Genomic DNA, 632 nt, shown 5'->3' with positions numbered 1-632 from the left:
GAGCCGCCACCGCCACCGCCACCGCCCGCGACCGAGCCGCCTCGCCCACCCGCGCGGCCGGTGCCGCCCGTCGTCGAGGTCCGGGAAGTCGCCGAGGCTCCAGAGGCCGCAGCGGAGGAACCATCAGGTGGTCCCGGCCTGATCGAGCGGATGACCACGCGGAAGCTGCCGACCGCGAGCCCCTCCTTCCGCACTGAAGAGGGCAACACGACGTATCGGCTGCCGCTGCGATCCGGCGCGCGGACCAGCGGGGTCACGGCGTACCAGCTGGGACTCACGGTCGACGGGCACGAGGTGCTCACCGACATCTCGTTCACGGCGGGCGTGGGGACGCTGACCGCGATCGTGGGACCATCGACGGCGCGCAACTCAGCCCTGCTCGAACTGCTCGCCGGCACAAGGAAACTCAGCTCCGGAGCAACCACAGTCGACGGCCACGACGTGCACGCCGAGCCCGAGTCGATGCGTTCCCGCATCGGGATCGTGCGCGGCGACGACTGCCTTTATCCGCGGCTCACGGTCGAACAGGCCTTGGGCTACACCGCCGAACTGCGCCTGCCGCCGAACACCGCCGCCGAGCACCGCCGGCGGGTGGTCGACCAGGTGCTCGAGGAGCTCGAGCTGGCGGCCCA

General features: G+C 71.7%; 1 protein-coding gene. It reads left to right on the top strand.

Annotation, left to right across the window (positions count from 1 at the left end):
* The coding region (locus A9X00_RS29090; RefSeq protein WP_156772354.1) for an ATP-binding cassette domain-containing protein at positions 1–632 on the top strand (632 nt) is incomplete at both ends.

Source organism: Mycobacterium sp. 1245805.9 (assembly GCF_001672915.1).
Classification (GTDB): domain Bacteria; phylum Actinomycetota; class Actinomycetes; order Mycobacteriales; family Mycobacteriaceae; genus Mycobacterium.
Note: the sequence above shows the minus strand (reverse complement) of the source record. Positions and strands in the feature narration are given on the sequence as shown.